The sequence below is a fragment of the Robertmurraya korlensis NBRC 107688 genome (assembly GCF_001591645.1).
Taxonomy (GTDB): Bacteria; Bacillota; Bacilli; order Bacillales; family Cytobacillaceae; genus Robertmurraya_A.
In genome coordinates this window covers 207,252-224,841 of record NZ_BCVH01000001.1, presented here as the reverse complement: position 1 = coordinate 224,841, position 17,590 = coordinate 207,252, and the positions used below count along the sequence as shown (strand labels likewise).

Below are 17,590 nucleotides of genomic sequence, written 5' to 3'. Positions count from 1 at the left end.
GATTAAACACCTGTTTTTTTCACCTACACGTCTTCAGAAAATCTTTGCACCATTTCTGCAAACTCCTCATTACTTGGATCCATTTGAAGAAGTATACTAAAAATTTCTGCAGCCTCCTGCGTTTTTCCTTCTTCAATTAAAAAATAACCGTAGTCTGTTAAAAATTCTTGTTGATTCTTAAAGAAATTATATGCAAGTTGATATTTGTTTAATGCCTCTGAATATCTTTCAACATTCGCCAAAGCATTTGCTTCATCCCACAATAACTGCGGTTCTTCTACTCCATGCTCATTCATAATATCTATAATTTCCAAGACATCATCATATTTTTCTTGGTGAAACAACAGTTTATTTAAGGTTAGTGCAGCTTCAACAAACTCCGGGTCCAACGCTAACGCTTCCCTTATAAGTTTCTCCGCTTCTTCCTCAAGATTTAATTTTAACGCAATTTTCCCACCGTAGAAAAAGAGATCTTTATTAAACTCATCAAATTGAATCCCTTCTTTAATGACCTCAAGACTTTTGGATAGGTCTTCTTCATGCTCATATGCCTTCGCTAGATATAAGTAAAGGGAATTGTACTCACGGTCCATATTCTTTAATTCTGTAAGTTTCTCGATCGCCGTTTGATAGTACCCTGCATGAAGGGCTGTAAAACCATAACCGAACAATGTGTTTATTTCAAATCTATCCTCTAGTGCTTGTTCATAATGGGGTAATGCCTCTTCAAACGCACCACCTGCACTATACGCTTCTGCTAATCTTTGATGAATACTTGTCCCAGCAAGCTCTCTTTCCTTCTTAAGGACAGCCTCGTACAGTTGAATGGCATTTGTAAATCTTCCTTGTTCCATATAGAGCTCTGCCAAAGCAAAGTCAATCAGAACTTCATCAGGGAGAATTTTTTTGGCTGTTAACAGCTTCTGCTCACTTACTTCAAATAAGCCTTGCATTTGATATAAGTCCGCCGCAAGAAGAAGGGCCTGTGGATAGCTTTGATCGGAAGAATGAATTTTTTCGAGGGCTAGCATTGCCTCCTCCTCATTTCCAAGCTCCATACAAGCTTCAGCTAATAAGACAAGTAATTCCCCTTCCTCAGGGTACGCAATTAATAATGTTTCAAATAGTTCTTTTGCTTCCTCAAGAAAACCAAGCTGTAGAAGTTCCTCACCAAGGACAAATCTCTCCTCATTTGATCCACTTAATAAAACATCTTTATAACTTTTTATTGCTTCTTCATGTTGACCACTTTCTAAAAGAGAAAGGATCTTTTCTACTTTATCCATCATGTATCCCTTCTAACTTTAATCTATTCCCCTACGAAAAAACTAGGAGTCTTTATTAAGACATGTTCTCCAAATCCGGGTCGAAACCATACCTTATCCCCTGCTCGTATCACTTCACCCTTATGGACAGTTACTAGCAGTCTATCACTATGATATAAAAATAGGCTCTTTTCATCAATATTTATGATTTCTGATGACTTCATATAGAAATTATAACTAACTTCACCACCTGGGTGTAAGTGAGACTTAACTGGCAAGATACCAATCTTATGAAGGGCATCAACGGTTAGAGGTTCTCCATCAATGAGCTCGTCTTTAATACAAGGGATATTATGTTTTCTCATGATGTCATTCCATACTTGCCTTGCACGCTTTTTCTCTCGTTCTTCCTTCATAAGGAAACACGGAATTAATGGACTATTATAAGGAAACATCGCTTCTCGAATCCAACCCCAAGGCTTCTCTTTCAGTTCGTCTAATGAAGCGAACTCAACAAACAATGACGGAACTTTTTCTCGTTTGGCTGCTCTGATAAAGGATGGAGTTAGCGCAGACAAAGGAATTTTTACGCCGATAACATAGTCAACCGGACTGCTTAATAACTTCATTTTCATCTGCTTCAAGCTATTTTTTAAGTTTCTTTCTTGATTCACTGATACATGAGTAAGAAAGGTTGTACATCCCTTTTTTAGTAACCTTTCCGTCATATATGCCTTCATTTCTGTAAAAGACGTGTCGATTGGAACTTTCGGGTCAAAGACGATATGTGGATTTGTCGTAATATAGCCACCTGCATTCATTTTTACATACGAATAGTTTTTCACCTCAGTGGTGATCGAGGAAATACATTCATTTTTCACAAGAATAGAAATTTTCTCGAGCTTGTCCTTTTTCAAAAGGTTCACATTCTCTATAATATACGCCATAAAACCACCTCTTTTTAGGGTCTTATGACAAACTATGATAGAAAGTGGACATTCATACATATTTATAGAAATATAAAACTGGCACGTATAACATACGTGCCAGCTACATTTATTAATCAATTAATTTGTTTAAGTGTGAGAAGAACATAGGGTAAGAAACAGAAATTGCCTCTTCATTTTCTAAAGTTACTTCTCCGCTACTAATTAAACTTGCAATGGCAAGCATCATTCCGATTCTATGGTCTCCATGACTATTTACTTGGCCTCCATGAAGTTGGCTTCCACCGTGAATAATCATTCCGTCATCCGTTGCTTCAATCGAAGCCCCTAACTTCTTCAATTCATTTACGACTGTATCAATTCGGTTCGTTTCCTTGACCTTTAACTCCTCTGCATCCTTAATAACCGTTGTTCCACTAGCCTGTGTAGCTAATAAGGCAATAATAGGAATTTCGTCGATTAATCGTGGGATCATATCTCCCTCTATCGTTATCCCCTTTAGACTAGAGGTTGCAATGGTTAAGTCTGCTACTGGTTCTGCAGCATCCTTGCCTTCGTCCGATATATGAAGGGTGGCCCCCATTTGAAGCATTACATCAATAATACCTGTTCTAGAAGGGTTTATACCCACGTTCCGAAGTATCACTTCACTATTAGGTACAATCGCACCAGCTACTAAAAAGAAGGCAGCTGAAGAGATATCACCTGGAACATGAACATGCGTTGCCTGTAGTGTTTGTCCACCAGTTACAGAAACCTTTAGACCATCCACAGACACTTCCCCACCAAATTGACGAATCATTCTCTCGGTATGATCTCTTGTTTTCGACGGCTCAATGACCGTTGTCGTTCCATTTGATTGTAGGCCTGCTAGTATGATTGCTGATTTAACTTGGGCACTTGCCATCGGAAGCTCGTAAGTAAATCCTTCTAAATTCCCACCTCTAATAGACAGGGGAGTGAACTTCCCGTCTTCTCTTCCGTCAATACGGGCACCCATTTGACGAAGTGGATTGGTCACTCTTGTCATAGGACGTTTTGCAATCGATGAATCACCTTCCAATGCTGCGTAAAAAGGCCTTCCTGATAGAATACCTAGCATTAGTCGAATGGTTGTCCCGGAATTTCCAACATCCAATCGTTCAGTAGGTTCTATAAGGCCTTCAAAGCCCTTTCCAACGATTTCAACAGTGTCCTCATGCTGGTGAATGGTTACACCTAATTTTCGAAAACAAGCGATCGTACTAAGACAGTCTTCACCCGTTAAAAAATTGGACACCGTTGTCGTTCCATGAGAAATGGCCCCAAACATAACGGAACGATGGGAAATAGACTTATCTCCTGGTATGGAGATTTCCCCTACAAGTCTCTTTACTTGTGACGTTAACACTGTTGTCATTGTAACCTTCCTTTCAAATAGAAAAGCGTAAGCACCCTGATGGCGCTGGAGCTAGACACTGTTCAAAGTTCAATAAATAATACTTCTTATCTTTTAACCAAACCTATAGACCAGTAGAGGTACCGTAATTTGTATAACGTTGTATACATTCCTCTGCCTTAGCCATATCGGCTTCCGTTTGAAAACTGATGACAAGTACACCGTTTATATCTTCTCTAGTTTCTAAAATGCGTATATTCGTAATTGAAATACGCTCCTTTGCTAAATATCCTGTAATCTCCGAAATTACACCAGGGTAATCTGGAACATCAACAAATAAATCATAAAAGGCAGGAATGGCCCCCTTTTCCTTAGCGGGTAGATCATCCCGAAAGTTTTTGGCTTCAGCAAAATACTCAAATAACTGTTCTTCATTGTTATCTGATAATATTTTCGAGAATTTATCCATTTCATCCTTCCAACGATCTAACAAAGAGAGAAGTACTTTCCTGTTATGAAGGGAAATATCCTTCCACATAGTTGGACTACTAGAGGCAATTCTAGTAATATCTCTAAATCCACCAGCAGCCAACCTTGTGATAAGCTGATGGTCTCGACTTGTTTGTTCAGCTTGATGTACGAGAGAGGCCGCAATAACATGTGGAAAATGGCTAATGACACCCGTTAAGTAATCATGTTCTTCAGGTGAAATAGTGATAAATTTCGCCCTGGTTCCTTCAAGCCAACCCTTTAGTACCTCTACCTTATTTTGTGAAATATGTGGCTCGGGTGTAAATAAGTAAAAGGCATTTTCAAAAAGTATTTCCTTGGCTGCTGCGACTCCACTTTTGTGTGATCCAGCCATCGGATGCCCACCAATAAACGTGATGTTTTTTTCTTTTAAGCAGCGCGCCTTTAAAACGATTGCTTCTTTTGTACTCCCCGCATCACTTATGATCACATTTTCCTTAAGCGGAAGCTCACACAGCTTCTCGATCATTTTTTCTGTCTCTATAACAGGCGTTGATATAAGAATTAAATCTGCTTTCACAGCTTCTTCTTCAAGATTGACACAAATTTCGTCTATTACGCCAAGCATTTTTCCTAGACGGCATTGCTCCAAGTTGATATCAAGGCCAATAATCGTTGCTTCTGGGTGTCTTTTCTTAATGCAAAGAGCTAATGACCCCCCAATTAGCCCTAGTCCAATGACTAGCACACGCCCGTTCAAGAAATCACCGCCTAAAGTTACTTAATGTGCTTTCACTTTCATGTATTCTGACATTTTTTCGATAATGCCCTCATTTTGTTCCTTCGATCCAACAGTTACTCTTACTGATGTCGGAAATCCAAGAGCATTTCCTGATCGAACGATATAACCTCTCTCTAATAAGAACTGGAATACTTCATTCCCATCAGTCTTAAAATCTATTAAGATAAAATTCCCTTGAGAAGGCATATAAGAAAGATTGTGCTCCTCACAAAACTTGTAGAACTGTTCTAGTCCTTGATGGTTTAACGTACGACAGCTTTCCACATACTCTTGGTCACCTAATGCTTCAATAGCCGCTAATTGCGCAAAGCTATTCACATTAAATGGCTCTCTCACTGGCTCAAGCGCTTGAATAATTTCTTTGGAACTAAATCCATATCCCACGCGTAAGCTTGCTAACCCATAAATTTTTGAGAATGTTCTAAGAACAATCAAATTTGAATACTGCTTAACCAGTTCCACAGAATTATAGTAATCCTCCGCTACCACATACTCATAGTAAGCTTCGTCTAGTACAACGAGCGTTTCTTTTGGAACTCTAGCAAGAAAACTTTCCAACTTTTCTTTCGGAACATATGTACCTGTTGGATTATTCGGACTGCACACCCAAACAACATTTGTCTTCTCATCAATAGCCTCAAGCATCTGATCAAGGTCATGATGACCATCTACTAATGGAATCTCACGAATTTCTGCACCCTCAATAATGGCATTGTGCTTATACTGTGGGAAAGTTGGGGTAGCCATTACGGTATTATAACCCGGTTGAAGAAGAGCACGAGCAATAACTAAAATCAATTCATCTGAACCGTTACCAAATATTAATTGTTCTTTAGTTACCCCTACATGTGCAGCTAATACATTGCGTAAGTTTGTGGCATAACCATCTGGATATAGAGCAAAGTAGCCTGCCTCTTTAGATAACACTTCACTCACTTTTTTTGAACAACCAAAAGGATTCTCATTAGAAGCTAGTTTAATGATTTCATCCAACCCATATTGCCTCTTAACTTCATCTTTTGATTTCCCCGGCTGATAAGGGGTTAATGACTTTATTTGATCTTTCCATCTCATCATCCATCACCTCTTACGTATAATAGAGTCCTATTTCTTTAAGTCTGGTCGTAAACGAACTGCTTCCTCCAAATAAATATGCTCAATGTCAGCTTGTGCTGCCTCTGTATTTACATGCATCATAACCCTGATACATAATTTAATCCCAGTTGGAACAGAGATTTCCTTCATACACATCACAGGCACAAATGTCCAACCTTCTAATAGACGCATAGCTTTAGCGGGAAATGTAGCCGTAACATCATCTGTGACAGAAATAAATACGGATGCAACTGACTCTGGAGAGATACAATTAGCTTGAATCATTTCTTCGAGTAATCTCTTGGTGGATGCTATAATTTCTTCCTCTTTATTTTCTTGGATAGAAATAGCACCTCTAACTCCTCTAATCATCAACTCTCCTCCTTCATATATTGTCTAAGTTCTTCTAAAAGGACATGTTCGTCAATTTTATAAAGGGCTGGTTTCCCAACTTCCTCTAATAGAACAAATTGTATAACTTGCCCAATGGTTTTCTTATCTTGCTTCATTCGGTCAATCAGCTTGCCTTCACTTAGTGAAGCTGGGACTCTTGTTGAGTAACCAAGAGTATGTAACCAATCAACAAACTCCTGAAGATCAAATGGCAAATGTAATAGTTTTTTACTCAGCCGTAAGGCAAATACCATTCCAATTACAACCGCTTCGCCATGTGTAGTGGATCCATAACCAGCTTCCGCTTCGATAGCATGACCAAGTGTATGTCCAAAATTAAGAAATGCTCGTATACCAAGCTCTTTTTCATCCTTTGACACAACAGATTCTTTTACCTTTATTCCCTTTGACAAACAATCCTGTAATTGCTCCGTCGTAATGGTTTGAAGGTCTGTTACATCTTCTAACAACCATTTATAAAATTGAACATCATCAATTAGTGCATGCTTCATCACTTCTGCAAAACCTGAACGACGTTCCATCGCAGGAAGGCTTTGTAGAAAATCTATATCGTATATAACAGCTTCAGGTTGATAGAATGCCCCAATCATGTTTTTACCCAGTGGATGATTGATAGCAACCTTACCACCAACTGCACTATCGTGTGCCAAAATGGTAGTTGGCAACTGAATAAACGGAACGCCTCTCATAAAAGAAGCAGCAACAAACCCACATAAATCACCAATCGCTCCACCACCAAGTGCGATAAACAATGATTTACGGTCGAGTTTCTCCTGTAAAGCAACTGTTAAACATTCATAAAAGACATCAAAAGTTTTTGCTTTTTCACCATTAGGAACAATATGTGAGACAACTTCGAATTCACTTAATTGTTCTTTCACTTTATATAAATACTTATCACCAACATTACTGTCAGTTATAATCATGATCTTTGTAACGTTCGAAAGATTTTCCTTTAAAAAAGGGGCTATGGCTGTTACTGCCTCAGCCCCCAAAATTACAGGATACTCCTTAGAAGTGGTATGGATTTGAATCGTCTCCATTAAAACTCCCTCGCATATGCTCGTTGATCTTCAATTGATTTAATTAATGTATCTAAGCGATCTGCGTAGAATTGTTCAGTAATTGCTGCAGCAAGCTCCCATGCAATTGCATTTTCAGCAACAACAGCAGCTGCAGGTACTGCACAGCTATCTGATCTTTCAATACTAGCAGTAAAAGCTTCTTTAGAATCAATATCAACACTTTGTAATGGCTTATAAAGGGTTGGAATAGGCTTCATCACTCCACGGATAATGATAGGCATTCCCGTAGACATTCCACCTTCAAGACCCCCTAGACGATTTGTGCTTCGATGGAAACCTTCTCCCTCACTCCACTCAATCTCGTCATGAACCTCGCTACCCGGCTTTCTAGCAGCTTCAAATCCGATTCCAAACTCCACACCCTTAAAGGCATTAATACTTACAATAGCAGCCGCAAGCTTCGAATCGAGCTTTCTGTCATAATGAACGTAGCTACCAACACCCGGAGGCATTCCCTCAACAACAACTTCCACAATTCCACCAATGGAATCACCATTAGCTTTTGCATCATCGATCGCCTGCATCATTTTCTTTTCAGCAACTGGATCGAGACATCGTACCGGTGAATTCTCAGTGATCTCAGCCAAACTCTCGATGGAGTCGTATGCCTTTACCTCTGATTTAATCCCACCAATTTCAACCACATGCGAGGCAACTTTGATTCCTAAGCAAGACAATAGTTTTTTTGCAACTGCTCCAGCTGCTACTCTTACTGTTGTTTCTCTAGCTGAGGATCGTTCAAGTACATTTCGCATATCTCTATGCCCATACTTAAGTGCGCCATTTAAATCAGCATGTCCTGGACGCGGACGAGTGATTACACGCTTCACTTCTTCATCATCTGTTGGTTCTGCACCCATAATCTTTGTCCAATGCTTCCAATCGTCGTTTTGTACAACGAGCGCTACCGGTGATGCAAGAGTTGCTCCATGTCTGACACCGCTTGTAATATGTACAGTATCCTTTTCAATTTGCATTCTTCTACCGCGACCATGCCCTTTTTGCCTTCTAGCTAATTCTTTGTCAATGTCCTCTGCAAGAAGCGGCATTCCTGCTGGTAAACCTTCAATAATTGTTGTTAATTGTGGACCGTGTGACTCTCCTGCTGTTAAATATCTCATTTCTCTTTCCCCCTTCAACTCATTAAAGGATTATTTCCCAATATAACATATGTCCTTTAATAAACATAGCAGAAATTTGTGAATTTACAAAAAAAAAGCCAAATCCATGGCTTTCTATTTTTTACGATAAAAGAAAGTGTCTTCCGTTTCAAGACTATATATAGATGGATTAAAGATTTGCTCTGTACTACCGACAAAGAAAATGCCATCCTGTCTTAATGCCTCACTGAATTTATAGTATAAGACATCTTTGGCTTCTTCAGTAAAATAAATTAAAACATTTCTACAAACAATCAAGTCAAAGGGTCCACCAAAGGAATCAGCAAGTAAATTCTGTTTCTTGAATGTTACCGTCTTTTTGATGTCGTCAGAAATCTTAAAAAAGCTTCCATCCTGTGTGAAAAATTTCTTTTTCATTTCTGGAGGCACTTCATTTAAAGAACGTTCTGGATACATCCCAACCTTGGCTCTTTCAATTACATGATCGTCGATATCAGTAGCTAACACTTGAATTTGCGATAGTGGCATAAAGTTTGAAAGAATCATCGCTATCGTATATGGCTCCTCACCTGTAGAACAGGCAGCACTCCATACTTTCAGACGCTTATTCTTTTCTAGTAGTTTAGGTAGTATCTTCGTTTCTAATACTTCCCACCGTTTCCCATTTCGGTAAAATTCTGACACATTAATGGTCATACGATCAAGAAACTCGTTTAACAACAGCTTGTCCTGACTAATTGCTGTGTAAAAGTCTTGAAAAGAGCGATACCCCTTTTTCTCATAGAGAGAAATCAACCGTCTTTTCATTTGGGCTTCTTTATATAAGGACAAGTCAATCCCTGTTTTTTTCTTAATACTTATTGTAAATTGTTCATAATCATTTCCCATTATATTTTCTCCCCTGAACTAGAACTTTCTTCTCTGTTTGTTTTATTATAGCGAAAATCAGTAAAAAAGGAGAAATTTTATAAGAAAAAAGACTTGGGTATTTTTTACTCCAATAAACTGAATGCGGTTACAAAAAAGAGACTTGTAAAATAACAAGTCTCTTTTACTATTAATATGACCAATTGTTTAAAAGCTTATTATAAGTAAGAAGCTCCTCGTCTTTAAAGAATAATGCGATTTCTCTTTCAGCACTTTCAGGAGAATCTGAGCCGTGTATGATATTTTTCCCAACAGTTACCGCAAAGTCTCCACGGATCGTTCCAGGCTGAGAGTCCTTTGGATTTGTTGCTCCCATCATTTGACGTGCAGCAGCAATTACATTTTCACCTTCCCAAACCATAGCAAAAACAGGACCTGAATTGATAAAATCTACAAGCTCACCGAAGAAAGGGCGTTCCTTATGTTCCCCATAATGCTGTTTGGCTAACTCATCAGAAACCAGCATTAACTTTGCTCCAACTAACTGAAACCCCTTCTTCTCGAAACGTCCAACTATTTCACCAATCAAATTACGTTGGACCCCATCTGGTTTAACCATCAAAAATGTTTTCTCCATCAGTTACACTCCTCTTTGATTCGCATATGTAATGAATTGCCAATAGTCAATCCACAAAAATCGTATCATAGTTATAACTGATTTCGCAACATTTAAAATTTTCGCTTACCTATATACACTGCTATATCTCTAAACGTCTTTCTGGCACGGTTATTCGGCAACTCATTTAGGACATCAATTGCTTTTTGCAAATAACGATCACTAATAGCAAGAGACCGGTTGATTGCACTAGACCTTTTAATTGCAAGGATAATCTCTTCAATTTCCATTGATGATGTGTGTTCATGCACAGCAGTAATTTTCTTACGTAAAGCTTCATCCTTCATCGCAAATAACACTGGCAACGTAATATTTCCTTGTAATAAGTCACCACCAGCTGGCTTTCCTAATTGCTCTTCCGTACCTGTAAAATCTAATACATCATCTGTTATTTGAAAGCTCATGCCAACATAATATCCAAACTGATAAAGCTTCTTATGGATCTCCTCGTCTACGTTTGCTGCGACAGCTCCCAATTGGCAGCTGGCTGCAATCAATAAAGCTGTTTTTCGTTTAATTCGAAGCAGATAATCACGAAGCGTTTGTTCATAGTCATATTTATACTTAATTTGCTCAATTTCACCAACACATAACTCAACAATTGTTTCAGAGAGAATTTGGTGTGCTAATGGGTTTTTTATATTTGTCATTAATTCTAGCGATCTGGCAAAGATATAGTCACCCGTATACATTGCAATCCGATTATCCCATTTTGCCTTAATGGTTGGCTGTCCCCGTCTTAGTTCTGCGTCGTCAATGACATCATCATGAACAAGGGATGCCATATGAATAAGTTCTAGCGCGACGGCCACGTTCTTCATCATATGTATATCATAATCGCCAAACTTTCCTGAAAGCAAAACAAAAACAGGGCGAATTCTCTTCCCCCCTGCCTGCAACAAGTGTAGAGATGCTTGACGAAGAAGAGGTGACTCAGCCTCCACCGTATCTTCTAGAGTTTTCTCAATTATGTTAATATCTGCATTTAAAAACGAATACATCATTTTCAGCTTCATTCGTGAATCACCTAGCCTAACCCGTACATGAAAATTATTTTATTTTTGACCAATATGAACAGCTGCTGCCCCACCACTGTAAGGCTTATAAGTGACGTCCTTAAACCCAGCTTGTTTAAATAATCGAGCGAGTTCCTTTATACCTGGAAAATCTCTAGCTGATTCTTGTAACCATGAATATTCACTATAGCTTTTTGCAAACACCCTTCCAAACAATGGCATAATAAATCGAAAATAGAAATAGTATAGCTGACGATAGCCTACTAATGTCGGTTGCGATGTTTCTAAACATACGGCAATTCCGCCAGGCTTTAATACACGATTCATCTCTTTTAAAACTTGGAGATAATCAGGTACGTTTCTTAGCCCAAATCCAATTGTCACATAGTCGAATGAATGGTCAGGAAACGGAAGTTCCATGGCATTCCCATGGATAAGGGTTATTTGATCGAGTTTGGCCTCAGTAACCTTTTGTTTACCCACATTGAGCATGTTTTGACTAAAGTCTAGTCCAACTACTTCTCCAGTAGATCCTACAGCTTCCGCTAGCGCAATGGTCCAATCAGCCGTTCCGCAACAAACATCAAGTGCCTTTTTCCCTTTTTGTACATTCATTTTTTTCATCGTATCTTCTCTCCATTTTGTATGGAGTTTAAAGCTGATAACCGAATTCATTTTATCGTAGTTATCAGAGATTTTTTCGAAAACGTTATGAACCCGTTCTTCTTTCGACTGTTGCATGATTATTACCCTTCTTCCACAAATGTTTTTGCCATCGGTTTTAAGTTAATAATGGATGTGATTCGAGAATCTAACAGCTCATTTATTCGAGGAAGCCCTTTTTTCGCTTTTTCTAACAATTGTTTAGAAAACTCTATATATCGGTCACAAATTAATATCAAATAGTTTTGTTGCTCTAGAGACAGCTCTTTAAGTGAACCACTATGCTTTGGAAAAACAAGCGTTTGAAGAGCGTCAAATACAATTGATGATTTAGTTTGTATAAAATTTTCTTTCTCTTTACTAAGGCGCTTTATTAATAAAAAATTTTCAACAATGGCAGGCCAACCATCTAATTGAAAATAATCGGAGAATTGATTAATGAGAGATGATTCAATTACTTTCACATTGTTCATCAGTATATCAATTTCTGAAATATCTTTTTGATAAACAATTATTTTTTTATCATTGATTGTTTTTATTGCTTTTGCTAGCATTCGAATAGCTTGTACGTCACTACACTCCGCGAGCAGTTTATAATATAATCCACTATAATAAACACCAGCTAATACCGTTAATTGACGACGCTTTAACACCTCATTGTTCACACTAGTATTAGTTACCAGTTCATGGGTATCAAGTGCTACTTGAAGCAGCATAGTGGTTATTGAGTAATTTTCCAATTCTTTATTAGATAGTTTACATTGATCCAAGATCGAAATAAGCAACAAAAGCTTATCCTCGTCTAGGACTGGTGTATTAATATATTGGAACATATAGGGGTGAAGGAGCCTTTCCTCTATTCTTTCCTTCACATCGGCTATTTTTCTTTGAAAGTCTCCCACAATTATCACCCTTGTATCCCCAAATTCTGTATATGTATTGTGATGAACCTCATAAATTTGCATGAGGGATTATGCGTATGTACGATTTGACACTCATTAAAGGCAGAGACAATTATAACACAAAAGCTAAACAAATGAACATGATTCGCATTTATTTCCCTTTTGTTTCGCTCTCAACTTCTCCGTAAGACGTAATAATTTTTGCATTGCCTCTAATTTTAATGGCTGATGTATGTTCCGTGAATTGAGCAATCATTACTTCGCCTTTATCCAATTTCTCAGAGTGATGAAATTTTGTATCCGTCCCTCTTGTTAATCCGATTACGTTGACACCATCTTCTATTGCTTTAATAACGATATAATCACTAGTTAATGAATTTTTCTGATCCATTTTTGTCGCTCCCTTTATTTTAATTGAAAGGGCTAATCACGATCAGCCCCCTCAAGTATTCTTTAATATTTAATTAGGGATAGTACTTCAGCTCTTGCCGTTGCATCTTCCGCAAGTGTACCTCTAACTGCTTGTGTGACGGTTTTAGCACCAGGTTTTTTCACTCCACGCATCGTCATACACATATGCTCTGCTTCAACAACCACCATTGCACCATAAGGTTCTAGTTTCTCCATGATGGCATCAACAACCGTTGAAGTGATTCTTTCTTGCAACTGAGGTCGCTTAGCAACCGCTTCAACTGCACGAGCAAGCTTACTCAAGCCAGTCACACGACCGTTCCTTGGTATATATGCAACATGGGCAACACCATAAAAAGGAACAAGATGATGTTCGCACATGGAATAAAACGGGATATCTTTTACAAGAACAATTTCCTCATGATCCTCACTAAATATCGTTTCAAAATATTCTCTAGGGTCTTGATTCAAACCAGCAAAAACTTCCTCATACATTTTCGCTACTCGTTTCGGGGTATCTAATACACCTTCACGATTTGGATCTTCACCTACGGCTTCTAATATAAGACGCACCGCTTCCTCAATTTGGGTACGATTAACTTCTGACATTCTAAATTCCTCCTACTGCTATGAGTTCCCTCTGTTATTTTTCATATCATGCCAACTATACTTATACATATTAGCACAATCAATTTCTTTCTAGCAAAGTAGAAGGTTCTTTTAATGTGCCACAAAAAAGCTGAAAAAATAGAAAAAGGATCACGTATAAACGAGATCCTTTTCTGTAACATAAACATATATCGATTTATGTAATTACTTTACTGCATCTTTAAGTGCTTTTCCTGGTTTGAAAGCAGGAACCTTGCTAGCAGAGATTTCGATCTCTTCGCCAGTTTGTGGGTTACGTCCTTTACGAGCTGCACGCTCACGAACTTCGAAGTTCCCAAATCCGATTAATTGTACTTTATCACCGTTTTTAAGTGCTTCAAGAATTGAATCGAAAACTGCGTCAACTGCTTTAGTAGCGTCCTTTTTAGAAAGTTCACTCGCTTCAGCAACTGCGTTAATTAGTTCTGTCTTGTTCATGCCTTTCACCTCCTCCCAAAATGGTATATTCAGTTAGTGAAAACGTTCATATCTTCATTAGTAAACAAATTTACTCGATTCTATACGTTTTGAAGCTGTTTTCTCTGACATGCCTTATATTAAATCATGAAAACTAATTTTTCAACGTTTTTTTTAAGAAAAACCTTTATTTATAAGGCTTTGACGGCATATCGTAGTAATTCTGTTAAAAGATTATCATAATAAATTGGGGTTATCAAGAATTTTCGCTAATTTATGGTATAATTTCGGGAGTTTTGATGAATTTTGTCATATTAAATTGACCAACACGTTAAATTCTTTGATTTTTGCTCCAGACAATTCCTATATGTCGGCGATAAATGAGTCCTCGGCCTAACAATTTCTAGATTGGTCAGGGAGAGGTAGGATAAAGCTTCTGGTTATCGGAATGAGACAGTGATACAGACTCAAGCAAATAAAATATCCGAATTGTCCAAATAATGCAGCGATTCGGACTTCTGAGCAAAAAAATCGCTTCGGTGTGTCCGAATGAGGGCGTGATTCGGATAGTCCAATCAAACAAAAAAAAGACTCCTAATGAGGAGTCCTTCCATTATAAGATTATTGCAATTAATCCACCAGAACCTTCGTTAATGATTCTTTCTAGTGTTTCTTTTAATTTATATCTTGCATTTTCAGGCATTAACGATAATTTTGCTTGAATTCCTTCGCGGACGATTGAACTCAGGCTTCTTCCAAAAATGTCTGAGTTCCAAATAGAAAGTGGATCGTCCTCAAAATCCTGCATTAAGTATCGAACCAATTCCTCACTCTGCTTCTCAGTACCGATGATTGGAGCAAATTCGGATTCTACATCCACTTTAATCATATGGATGGATGGAGCAACTGCTTTTAAGCGTACACCAAAGCGTGGACCTTGGCGAATAATTTCAGGCTCATCTAAGCTCATATCAGCAAGCGATGGTGCAGCAATACCATATCCTGTTTGTTTAACCATTTTAAGAGCATCAGAGATCTGGTCATATTCTTGCTTTGCATAAGCAAAATCCTGCATCAGCTCTAATAAATGATCTTTTCCACGAATTTCCACACCAACAATTTCTTTTAGAATGTCATCATATAGATCGTCTGGAGCATAAAGATCAATTTCAGCTACACCTTGACCCATTTCAATTCCAGCAAGCCCAGCACGATCAATGAATTCATAATCACTGAATTGGCTAACAACTCGATCGACATCTCTTAATCTCTTAATATCCTTAACAGTGTCTTTCACAGCTTCTTGATAGCTTTCTCTTAGCCAGTGATCCTCTCTAAGCACCATGACCCAGCTAGGTAGGTTTACATTCACTTCAAGCACAGGGAATTCGTAAAGTGCTTCACGCATAACATTCATTACGTCACCTTCGCGCATCCCTTCGACACTCATAGCCAGCACTGGAATATCATATTTCTCAGAAAGCTCTGTACGTAATTTTTCTGTATTCGGATGGTGAGGTTGTACGCTGTTAATAACCATGATAAACGGTTTGCCAACCTCTTTTAATTCATTGATTACTCTTTCCTCAGCTTCTAAGTATGCAGAGCGTGGAATTTCTCCAATGGTACCATCCGTCGTAATTACGACACCAATCGTGGAATGCTCTTGAATAACCTTCCGTGTTCCAATTTCAGCAGCTTCGTGGAATGGGATAGGCTCCTCATACCAAGGCGTATTAATCATTCTTGGTCCATTCTCATCCTCATAGCCCTTTGCGCCTGGGACCGTGTAACCAACACAGTCAACTAAGCGAATATTCACATCCAACCCTTCGTCAACATGTAAGGTTGCGGCCTGATTTGGAACAAATTTTGGTTCAGTTGTCATAATCGTCTTTCCAGCAGCACTTTGAGGCAATTCATCTTGGGTGCGAGCTCGATCCGACTCGTTTGCCATGTTTGGAATTACAACTAACTCCATAAACTTTTTAATAAAGGTTGATTTTCCTGTTCTAACTGCTCCTACGACTCCTAAATATATATCGCCGCCAGTTCTTTCGGCAATATCTTTAAAAATATCTACCTTTTCCAAGTGATCCCCTCCTGAAATCAATGAGATAGTGGGATAAAATAACCCTAATGTATAGACAATATATGTGTATGACGTTGTCCTACAACGTTATGACAGTTTTTTATAATTTTTTTTGCCTAACTGTTATAGTCCATACAAATATAAAAAAAACCCCTCTCCTATATTGTATTTCCATAGGAAGGGGGTTATGACTATTTAGCTAAAAAGATAGGTTCTTTCGTTTTTTCATCTATTGTATATGGTAGTGAAAAGGCAGGTACAAACAACGAATCTTTCAATAAACAATCCCTTATATCCTCTCCTGCTGCTTTCTTACAACTTCCATTTTTCATTGCTTGATATAGATCACTTCTATAGTCTACAAATACTTCCCCACTACCAGTAATAACAAAAGATAGGTTTTGACCGGTATAAGGGCTAACAACGAACGGTTCATCCTCATATCCTATTTTTTTGAAATCCATTGTGTAAACACCTTTTGTAAGTTCCTCTTTGTATGGTGGGTATTTTTGTAGACTAATTAAAAGATTAATATCTTTAATTTTTTCAGCTATTCGCAAATCAAAAATCTTCACCGTTGGGTTTTCCTCAACGTCTACTAGTACGTATTGAAAAACACCTCCGGATTCATAAGCATTTCCTGGCGGTTCAGCTAAATACTTTGGACTGATTCGGTTAAAATCAATGGGATACTTTTCATAAATAGCTGTGTCAATATCCTTTGTCTTTATAGGTAATATGCCACCATTGTCTTCTTGAAATTGCTTAACCGCAGATTGAACCACCTGAACCTGGTCTTCATAAGGTGTTTGGTTTTGAGCTAACTCTTCCTGAGGATACATGCAACCTGTCAACACCAGCACAATGATGGACAATAACAATAATACTTGGCTTTTCATAAATTCAACCCTTTTAACCTATGTATTTTCCGCGAAACTCAACTTGTTGGTCCTGATAGTACGACAAAAAAAATGATTATTCCAGACAGAATCATTAAAAAATAGGCAACAGTTGCCGTTACAATTTTTAGCACTTTGTTCGAAAACCTAAATCGGCTTAAGTAAATAAATATAATAGAAATAAACATAAAGCCCATCCCCGCCAAGGAGATCCACATTTTCATAAGTGACGGTGACATTTGAACTCCCTCCCTTTGCGTAAAATATTATATCATAATTGTCCTAACTCACGCCTCCCGTTTTTTAGCCGAAAAAAAGCTAAAGTAAAGGAGGGGCGTCACTTTACTTTAGCTCGCTAGACTAAATATACATACTCCCTGTTCATTTCACCAGGTTTGCTTCGTTGCATTGTATGCAAATT

General features: G+C 38.1%; 19 protein-coding genes. All 19 read right to left on the bottom strand.

All coding sequences use genetic code 11. The features are described from left to right. Positions 1–23: 23 nt before the first annotated feature. Entirely contained in the window at positions 24–1,286 is a 1,263-nt protein-coding gene (locus tag BKO01S_RS01100; RefSeq protein WP_066047602.1) for a tetratricopeptide repeat protein, read from the bottom strand. A 23-nt stretch (positions 1,287–1,309) separates the two neighbouring features. Continuing rightward, positions 1,310–2,212 carry a hypothetical protein gene (locus tag BKO01S_RS01095; RefSeq protein WP_066047600.1) on the bottom strand — a complete coding sequence of 301 codons (903 nt, stop codon included), beginning with the start codon at positions 2,210–2,212 and terminating at the stop codon, positions 1,310–1,312. Between the two features lie 112 nt (positions 2,213–2,324). Then, entirely contained in the window at positions 2,325–3,611 is a 1,287-nt protein-coding gene (gene aroA, locus BKO01S_RS01090) for a 3-phosphoshikimate 1-carboxyvinyltransferase (protein WP_066047599.1), read from the bottom strand. A gap of 103 nt (positions 3,612–3,714) precedes the next feature. After that, positions 3,715–4,821, bottom strand: a complete 1,107-nt coding sequence (locus BKO01S_RS01085) for a prephenate dehydrogenase (RefSeq protein ID WP_066047598.1) — start codon at positions 4,819–4,821, stop codon at positions 3,715–3,717. Positions 4,822–4,842: 21 nt separating this feature from the next. Continuing rightward, on the bottom strand, positions 4,843–5,937 hold the full coding sequence (gene hisC, locus BKO01S_RS01080; RefSeq protein WP_066049458.1) for a histidinol-phosphate transaminase: 1,095 nt from the start codon (positions 5,935–5,937) through the stop codon (positions 4,843–4,845). 30 nt (positions 5,938–5,967) lie between these two features. Beyond that, the gene (gene aroH / locus BKO01S_RS01075) at positions 5,968–6,330 is read right to left on the bottom strand and encodes a chorismate mutase (protein ID WP_066047595.1); all 363 of its coding nucleotides are present in this window, start codon (positions 6,328–6,330) and stop codon (positions 5,968–5,970) included. Beyond that, the gene (gene aroB / locus BKO01S_RS01070) at positions 6,330–7,415 is read right to left on the bottom strand and encodes a 3-dehydroquinate synthase (protein WP_066047592.1); all 1,086 of its coding nucleotides are present in this window, start codon (positions 7,413–7,415) and stop codon (positions 6,330–6,332) included. The genes aroH and aroB overlap by 1 nt, the downstream gene beginning before the upstream one ends. Then, the gene (aroC, locus tag BKO01S_RS01065) at positions 7,415–8,578 is read right to left on the bottom strand and encodes a chorismate synthase (protein ID WP_066047590.1); all 1,164 of its coding nucleotides are present in this window, start codon (positions 8,576–8,578) and stop codon (positions 7,415–7,417) included. The genes aroB and aroC overlap by 1 nt, the downstream gene beginning before the upstream one ends. Positions 8,579–8,692: 114 nt before the next feature. Further along, positions 8,693–9,466 (bottom strand): CheR family methyltransferase, encoded by a 774-nt coding sequence (locus tag BKO01S_RS01060; protein WP_066047588.1) that lies wholly within the window; start codon positions 9,464–9,466, stop codon positions 8,693–8,695. A gap of 169 nt (positions 9,467–9,635) precedes the next feature. Next, the gene (gene ndk / locus BKO01S_RS01055) at positions 9,636–10,082 is read right to left on the bottom strand and encodes a nucleoside-diphosphate kinase (protein WP_066047587.1); all 447 of its coding nucleotides are present in this window, start codon (positions 10,080–10,082) and stop codon (positions 9,636–9,638) included. Positions 10,083–10,174: 92 nt separating this feature from the next. Next, on the bottom strand, positions 10,175–11,137 hold the full coding sequence (gene hepT, locus BKO01S_RS01050; protein ID WP_066047584.1) for a heptaprenyl diphosphate synthase component II: 963 nt from the start codon (positions 11,135–11,137) through the stop codon (positions 10,175–10,177). Between the two features lie 39 nt (positions 11,138–11,176). Beyond that, positions 11,177–11,878 carry a demethylmenaquinone methyltransferase gene (locus tag BKO01S_RS01045; RefSeq protein ID WP_066047581.1) on the bottom strand — a complete coding sequence of 234 codons (702 nt, stop codon included), beginning with the start codon at positions 11,876–11,878 and terminating at the stop codon, positions 11,177–11,179. A gap of 5 nt (positions 11,879–11,883) precedes the next feature. After that, complete coding sequence (locus tag BKO01S_RS01040; protein WP_232311135.1) at positions 11,884–12,711, bottom strand: heptaprenyl diphosphate synthase component 1; 828 nt, start codon at positions 12,709–12,711, stop codon at positions 11,884–11,886. A gap of 142 nt (positions 12,712–12,853) precedes the next feature. After that, positions 12,854–13,093, bottom strand: a complete 240-nt coding sequence (mtrB, locus tag BKO01S_RS01035) for a trp RNA-binding attenuation protein MtrB (RefSeq protein ID WP_066047579.1) — start codon at positions 13,091–13,093, stop codon at positions 12,854–12,856. Between the two features lie 62 nt (positions 13,094–13,155). After that, on the bottom strand, positions 13,156–13,722 hold the full coding sequence (gene folE / locus BKO01S_RS01030) for a GTP cyclohydrolase I FolE (protein WP_066047577.1): 567 nt from the start codon (positions 13,720–13,722) through the stop codon (positions 13,156–13,158). Between the two features lie 204 nt (positions 13,723–13,926). Next, positions 13,927–14,199 carry a non-specific DNA-binding protein Hbs gene (gene hbs / locus BKO01S_RS01025; protein WP_066047575.1) on the bottom strand — a complete coding sequence of 91 codons (273 nt, stop codon included), beginning with the start codon at positions 14,197–14,199 and terminating at the stop codon, positions 13,927–13,929. Positions 14,200–14,791: 592 nt separating this feature from the next. Further along, positions 14,792–16,270, bottom strand: coding sequence for a stage IV sporulation protein A (spoIVA, locus tag BKO01S_RS01020; RefSeq protein WP_066047573.1), 1,479 nt, complete (start codon positions 16,268–16,270; stop codon positions 14,792–14,794). A gap of 191 nt (positions 16,271–16,461) precedes the next feature. Further along, on the bottom strand, positions 16,462–17,169 hold the full coding sequence (locus tag BKO01S_RS01015) for a YphF family lipoprotein (protein WP_066047570.1): 708 nt from the start codon (positions 17,167–17,169) through the stop codon (positions 16,462–16,464). A 38-nt stretch (positions 17,170–17,207) separates the two neighbouring features. Next, entirely contained in the window at positions 17,208–17,408 is a 201-nt protein-coding gene (locus tag BKO01S_RS01010) for a DUF2768 domain-containing protein (RefSeq protein WP_066047567.1), read from the bottom strand. Positions 17,409–17,590 lie beyond the last annotated feature (182 nt).

Coding starts and splice junctions, on each gene's coding strand:
- ndk (WP_066047587.1), bottom strand. CDS start 10,082: ATGGAGAAAACATTTTTGATGGTTAAACCAGATGGGGTCCAACGTAAT.
- aroH (WP_066047595.1), bottom strand. CDS start 6,330: ATGATTAGAGGAGTTAGAGGTGCTATTTCTATCCAAGAAAATAAAGAG.
- BKO01S_RS01060 (WP_066047588.1), bottom strand. CDS start 9,466: ATGGGAAATGATTATGAACAATTTACAATAAGTATTAAGAAAAAAACA.
- BKO01S_RS01010 (WP_066047567.1), bottom strand. CDS start 17,408: ATGTCACCGTCACTTATGAAAATGTGGATCTCCTTGGCGGGGATGGGC.
- BKO01S_RS01045 (WP_066047581.1), bottom strand. CDS start 11,878: ATGCAACAGTCGAAAGAAGAACGGGTTCATAACGTTTTCGAAAAAATC.
- folE (WP_066047577.1), bottom strand. CDS start 13,722: ATGTCAGAAGTTAATCGTACCCAAATTGAGGAAGCGGTGCGTCTTATA.
- hepT (WP_066047584.1), bottom strand. CDS start 11,137: ATGAAGCTGAAAATGATGTATTCGTTTTTAAATGCAGATATTAACATA.
- BKO01S_RS01100 (WP_066047602.1), bottom strand. CDS start 1,286: ATGGATAAAGTAGAAAAGATCCTTTCTCTTTTAGAAAGTGGTCAACAT.
- aroA (WP_066047599.1), bottom strand. CDS start 3,611: ATGACAACAGTGTTAACGTCACAAGTAAAGAGACTTGTAGGGGAAATC.
- mtrB (WP_066047579.1), bottom strand. CDS start 13,093: ATGGATCAGAAAAATTCATTAACTAGTGATTATATCGTTATTAAAGCA.
- BKO01S_RS01095 (WP_066047600.1), bottom strand. CDS start 2,212: ATGGCGTATATTATAGAGAATGTGAACCTTTTGAAAAAGGACAAGCTC.
- hisC (WP_066049458.1), bottom strand. CDS start 5,937: ATGAGATGGAAAGATCAAATAAAGTCATTAACCCCTTATCAGCCGGGG.
- BKO01S_RS01015 (WP_066047570.1), bottom strand. CDS start 17,169: ATGAAAAGCCAAGTATTATTGTTATTGTCCATCATTGTGCTGGTGTTG.
- aroC (WP_066047590.1), bottom strand. CDS start 8,578: ATGAGATATTTAACAGCAGGAGAGTCACACGGTCCACAATTAACAACA.
- hbs (WP_066047575.1), bottom strand. CDS start 14,199: ATGAACAAGACAGAACTAATTAACGCAGTTGCTGAAGCGAGTGAACTT.
- aroB (WP_066047592.1), bottom strand. CDS start 7,415: ATGGAGACGATTCAAATCCATACCACTTCTAAGGAGTATCCTGTAATT.